Origin of the sequence: Blastomonas sp. CCH1-A6 (genome assembly GCF_001556365.1) — a bacterium.
Lineage (GTDB): Bacteria > Pseudomonadota > Alphaproteobacteria > Sphingomonadales > Sphingomonadaceae > Blastomonas > Blastomonas ursincola.
In genome coordinates, this window is sequence record NZ_LSIS01000526.1 from 1 (window position 1) to 234 (window position 234).

General features: G+C 59.8%; 1 protein-coding gene. It reads right to left on the reverse strand.

Annotated features, from left to right (window positions below):
* On the reverse strand, positions 1-130 hold a 130-nt coding region (locus AX735_RS25445), incomplete at its 3' end, for a transposase (RefSeq protein ID WP_446471853.1).
* Positions 131-234: the final 104 nt, after the last annotated feature.

The window sequence follows — 234 nt, forward strand, 5'->3', positions numbered from 1 at the left end:
TGCGCGGTCGCCCTACACAGCAAGGGCCCGGAAGTAACGGCTCCAGCACGGCCCATTCCGCATCGGTCAAATCGCTTGGCAAAGCCAGGTCGGCACGGGCATACTGCGCCCGGGTGGTGTCGGTCCACATCGTTGAACTCCCGAAGTTTGTTGCAAAACCCCGTGAATCAGCGACTTGGGCTCGCGTCAAGCTAACCCGCTGGCACCACTCAACTTAATTTCGGATCAGGCTCT